Genomic DNA, 4,416 nt, shown 5'->3' on the forward strand with positions numbered 1-4,416 from the left:
TCGGGCATCGGGCAATCCAGAAAACGCCGCAACAATCGCTAAACTACTCATACTTAACAATCACATAACCAAGGACATCCCCAGCCTACAAGCAATCTCACGCTTTGTCCAGAATGAAATAGCCCTGGCACTAAAGTAGAGGTTGCAGGATATCTTATCCTTTACGGCGAGCTGGGGTTTTTGTCAACAGATTTTGCAAATATTTTATTCAGTCAAATACATCGTGAATCAATACTTATTGAGCAACCAATAAAGTTGAAGGAACAATTATTAAATAAAGTACCACCATATATTGGTGGGCCACCCTATGAAGATTTGGTCACGATTATCGGCACTTTATGCGAGTCTCATCAAGAGCCTTTTCCAATTGCTTTGACACACATTAATTCACTCATTTTAACAAGAAAAGAAGGCAAAAAAGAATACCACATAGAGATGCCTTCACATCAGAAATAGCTTCTCCGATAGATTAATTAATACCCATTTTTGACTTAAAACACAAGTAGCTGAGCGATTTCAATTACCGAGCGACTTAAATTGCTTGGAAGTACAGTAGCCGCTATATTATGTGGTGTTAATCCTCCAGGTGCGGATCTGCTTCATATTTGATAAAACTTGCAGATCGCCCGTGGGCGACGCACCTTACACGGGCGATCTCACAAGATTGTGTGTACCACATATACATGGAATATGCTGTATCTTGCATTTGTTGCCCGATTCCGGCTCTTGTTTCAACAAGAGCCTCAAAGCGAAAGTCCACTGAATTGGACTGAAGAAATGATTGATTAAAAATTTAAAAAAAAGGATTGAAGCTCTGATCGATCGCCCCTTCAGTCGTCTTTAGACGACTTTAGCTTTGAGGCGGGGGTTTTCAACCCCCGACGGACTTGGAAGAATACGCATAACTTCTAACGGTAGTGTTAAGGAATGCCCGATCGCTCAGAAACTTCTTTCAACGTCCAACCCTTCTCTTCGGCTAGTTCTCGAACCCGCAATCGAATTAGACCCATCTTCCCGCTGACAAATCAGTTTACCGTTCCAAAACCTCAACCAAGTCTTCCACCATCACATCGAAGACTTCAGCAAGTTTCTGCAAAGCCGTATAGTCCACCGTTGCCATTTTGGGAGCTTGGGCGTATTTTTTAACCGTGCTGTAGGGAATTCCCGTTCTGTCAGAGACTTCTTTCAGCGTCCAACCCTTTTCCTCAGCTAGTTCTCGAACTCGCAACCGAATTAATCCCATTTATGCTTGACAGAAGCTATGCTCATATCTTTTAATATACAGATACAGCGATCGCCCCGTGACCTGAGAAATCTAGAGCGATCGCCTTTCATTCACCACCCACAAAAGTGGGAAGGATTTTCCTATGATACCAAAACAAGTCACTTATCGCGATCGACTTCAACCTTGGTGCATAATTCGCCACCTCCCAAACTGTCAGCGGTTAACAGTCGCCCGTTTCGCCCGTCGCCGAGATGCCGAATCTTACCTCAAAGCACTGCGCCGCTTAATGCCCGCAGTCCCGCATACAATTGTATTCGTAAATGCGGTGTCTGTCTTAGATGAAAACAGCGTTCCAATTCCGATGCAATTGGCGATCGAACGTTAATGCGATCGAACTGATATCTTGCATTTGTTGCCATATTCCGGCAGCGGTTTAAACCCCCGACGGAATATGGCAATAAGTGCAAGATGTGCGATCGAACCTATTATTGCAAAAGGTGGATCGAGCCTTCAGTCATCATTTGCAACAAGCAAAGCTATGCCCTAAAATCTGTTGGCAAGCCATTCGCGCCAGAAAAGTATTGCTAAACTATAAATAGACTTGAGTCAAGGAGTCAAATCAATGCCATCTCCCTTTCCCGGTATGGACCCGTATTTAGAGCATCCCGAACTCTGGCCTGGGATGCATAACTTGCTGATTAGTGAAATTTTCAGGTTTTTATCTCCCCAACTGCGTCCTAAGTATTTAGTGTCGCTGGAAGTGAGAATCTATGAAACGGCTGACGACGATTTATCAGTCATTGGCATTCCCGACGTAACTGTAATGCAGCCACCAACTGCAACAGAAACAATAGCATCAAACGTAGCAGTTGCAGCACCGCCTACACAACCATTCACAGTAACTCTTCCCATACCTTACACGCTTCGAGAAGCTTATTTAGAAATTAGAGAAAGGGGGGAAAAAGAATTGATAACAGTAATTGAAATTCTCTCGCCTACGAATAAGCGAACAGGCAAAGGGCGACAAATGTACGAAGAAAAGCGAGAAGAAATTTTAGGTAGTCGCACTCATTTAATAGAAATAGATTTATTGCGGCGCGGTCGAAAAATGCCAATTCTTGAAAACAACATTGATAGTCACTATAGCGTTTTGGTGTGTCGGGGAAATCGCCGTCCTAGAGCTGATTTGTATGCTTTTAACCTGCAAAATTCGATGCCTGCCTTTCCTTTACCGCTGCGATCGGGCGACACCGAACCAGTCATAAATTTGCAGGAATTATTCACTCAAATTTACGACATAGCAAGTTACGACCTGAAGATAGATTATCGCAACTGGGAAGTCATACCAGCGCTGTCAGAGGCCGATACAATTTGGGCAGATGCTTGGTTGCGCGATCGGGGATTGCGAGATTAATTGGGCGTGCAGCTATGCTTTTAGTCTGCAGAGGCAGACTTCGTTTCTGTAGAAGCGATTTCAATCGCCGAGTAACTTAATTCAACAATTGCTTAACAGCTAAACATCTTGGCTTTGCATCAACCGCTGCTTCAAACGCGCCGGATCTCCCCGATCGACAACTTGGCCCTTTTCCAACAAAAAAGCCCCATCACAATAATTCAACTCATCCAAACGGTGAGTCACCCACAAAGCAGTAATCCCGCGATTTTTCACCAACCGCTGCACCGCCACCACCAAATCCAACTGAGAATCAGGATCTAACAAAGCCGTCGGTTCATCCAACAGCAGAATTTCGCAGTGACGGGCGATCGCCCCAGCAAGGGCAATTCGCTGCTTCTGGCCCCCACTCAAAGCATAAATCGGCCGCCGCTGCAAATCCAGCAAATTCACAGCCTCCAAAGCCTCAGCCACCCTCTCGCGCACCTGAAGATTAGAAAGCTTTTCCTCCACCAAACCAAAAGCCACATCAGCACCCACCGTCGGCATCACCAACTGGTGATCCGGGTTTTGGAACACAAAACCCACACGCCCGCCCAGATCAATTTCGCCCGACTGGGGGTGCAGCAGCCCAGCCATCAGCCTCAGCAGCGTAGATTTGCCACTACCGTTAGTACCCAAAAGCATCCAAAACTCGCCCTTTGGTACATCCAGAGAGCAACCTTGCAAAACTCGATCGCCCGACGGCCAGCAAAAACCCAAATCCCGCACAGCAACCGCTGACTGGCCCATACCGGCACCAACACCCCCAGCCCTCATTCTCCTAATGTCATCGAGACAAAACCGGGAGCCCTACCTGAAGAAGCCGCCCCCGATTTCTGAGAAATCACCACCCCAGAAATCTCGCTGCTGAGCACAGCTACCTTTTTCTCAGGATTTTTCTCGCAAGTGAGTTCCAAAATTTGCGGTTGCGAGTTGCGAATCGCTTCTACAACCTGCTGGTAAACAGCCTCAGCGTCCTCGGCTAGCTTCCGCTGCACCGACAGCGAGACGGGCGTGTTCTTCACAATCATGTCAATGCTGAACATATAGTCTTAAAAACCTAAGTTTGGAACTCTCTCCTCAGTATATATAGATGTAACGAAGTATTGTGTAGAAAACACCCAGTTTCTGTAGCCCAATGCTCGTGAGTGTGCGCCCAGCAGGGCGCGGGAGCATTTGCGCGCCAGCATTTTAGCGTGCCCTCACGAACTCTTCGAGCTCCTATAACCAGCGCTGTAGGAGGACAGCACTAAAATAAAAAAATGCTTTTTGCCAAGCCCTAGATGCTCGCATTCCCGGTTGATTCGAGAACTTCGAGAACTTCCGAGGACAAGTCAAAATCCCGAAGTTATTTAAGAAAGACTTGCTTTTGTAAAGAATTACCTTTATAATTGTGAATACGGTAAAGAAAAGTAAACTCTGTTCATAATCCTACTTGTTTTCTGCTAAGCAGAGGCAACGGTAGCAGACTGATGATTAGAGAAAAATCCGTTGTAATTATATCTATTTGGAGATTTGCGTAAATGACAATCGCAGTCGGACGCGCCCAGACCGAAAGAGGCATCTTTGATGTACTCGACGACTGGCTCAAGCGCGATCGCTTCGTCTTCGTAGGCTGGTCTGGCATCCTGCTATTTCCCTGCGCCTACCTATCCATCGGTGGCTGGCTGACCGGCACCACCTTCGTCACATCCTGGTACACCCACGGTTTGGCAAGCTCCTACCTCGAAGGAGCCAACTTCCTCACCGTCGCAGT

General features: G+C 46.5%; 6 protein-coding genes and 2 pseudogenes. 4 read left to right on the plus strand and 4 right to left on the minus strand.

The features are described 5' to 3' along the window. Window positions 1-180: 180 nt before the first annotated feature. Window positions 181-456 carry a hypothetical protein gene (locus IQ263_RS27710; RefSeq protein WP_194071248.1) on the plus strand — a complete coding sequence of 92 codons (276 nt, stop codon included), beginning with the start codon at window positions 181-183 and terminating at the stop codon, window positions 454-456. A 442-nt stretch (window positions 457-898) separates the two neighbouring features. On the opposite strand, the pseudogene IQ263_RS27715 reads toward IQ263_RS27710, so the two are convergent. Next, window positions 899-1,010: pseudogene (locus IQ263_RS27715) on the minus strand (helix-turn-helix domain-containing protein); the annotation flags it as partial. Between the two features lie 20 nt (window positions 1,011-1,030). After that, window positions 1,031-1,243 (minus strand): helix-turn-helix domain-containing protein, encoded by a 213-nt coding sequence (locus IQ263_RS27720; protein ID WP_194063647.1) that lies wholly within the window; start codon window positions 1,241-1,243, stop codon window positions 1,031-1,033. Window positions 1,244-1,367: 124 nt separating this feature from the next. On the opposite strand from IQ263_RS27720, the gene IQ263_RS27725 reads away from it, so the two are divergent. Then, the gene (locus IQ263_RS27725) at window positions 1,368-1,610 is read left to right on the plus strand and encodes a hypothetical protein (RefSeq protein ID WP_194071249.1); all 243 of its coding nucleotides are present in this window, start codon (window positions 1,368-1,370) and stop codon (window positions 1,608-1,610) included. Between the two features lie 237 nt (window positions 1,611-1,847). Next, complete coding sequence (locus IQ263_RS27730; protein WP_194071250.1) at window positions 1,848-2,639, plus strand: DUF4058 family protein; 792 nt, start codon at window positions 1,848-1,850, stop codon at window positions 2,637-2,639. A gap of 99 nt (window positions 2,640-2,738) precedes the next feature. Here IQ263_RS27730 and IQ263_RS27735 read toward each other — a convergent pair whose 3' ends face one another. Together IQ263_RS27735 and IQ263_RS27740 are read right to left on the minus strand one after the other, a co-directional pair. After that, window positions 2,739-3,437 carry an energy-coupling factor ABC transporter ATP-binding protein gene (locus IQ263_RS27735; protein WP_194071251.1) on the minus strand — a complete coding sequence of 233 codons (699 nt, stop codon included), beginning with the start codon at window positions 3,435-3,437 and terminating at the stop codon, window positions 2,739-2,741. Continuing rightward, complete coding sequence (locus tag IQ263_RS27740; RefSeq protein ID WP_194012426.1) at window positions 3,434-3,706, minus strand: UPF0367 protein family; 273 nt, start codon at window positions 3,704-3,706, stop codon at window positions 3,434-3,436. The genes IQ263_RS27735 and IQ263_RS27740 overlap by 4 nt, the downstream gene beginning before the upstream one ends. Window positions 3,707-4,183: 477 nt before the next feature. On the opposite strand from IQ263_RS27740, the pseudogene IQ263_RS27745 reads away from it, so the two are divergent. Further along, window positions 4,184-4,416, plus strand: a pseudogene (locus IQ263_RS27745) (photosystem II D2 protein (photosystem q(a) protein)); the annotation flags it as partial.

The organism is Tychonema sp. LEGE 06208 (assembly GCF_015207505.1).
Lineage (GTDB): Bacteria > Cyanobacteriota > Cyanobacteriia > Cyanobacteriales > Microcoleaceae > Microcoleus.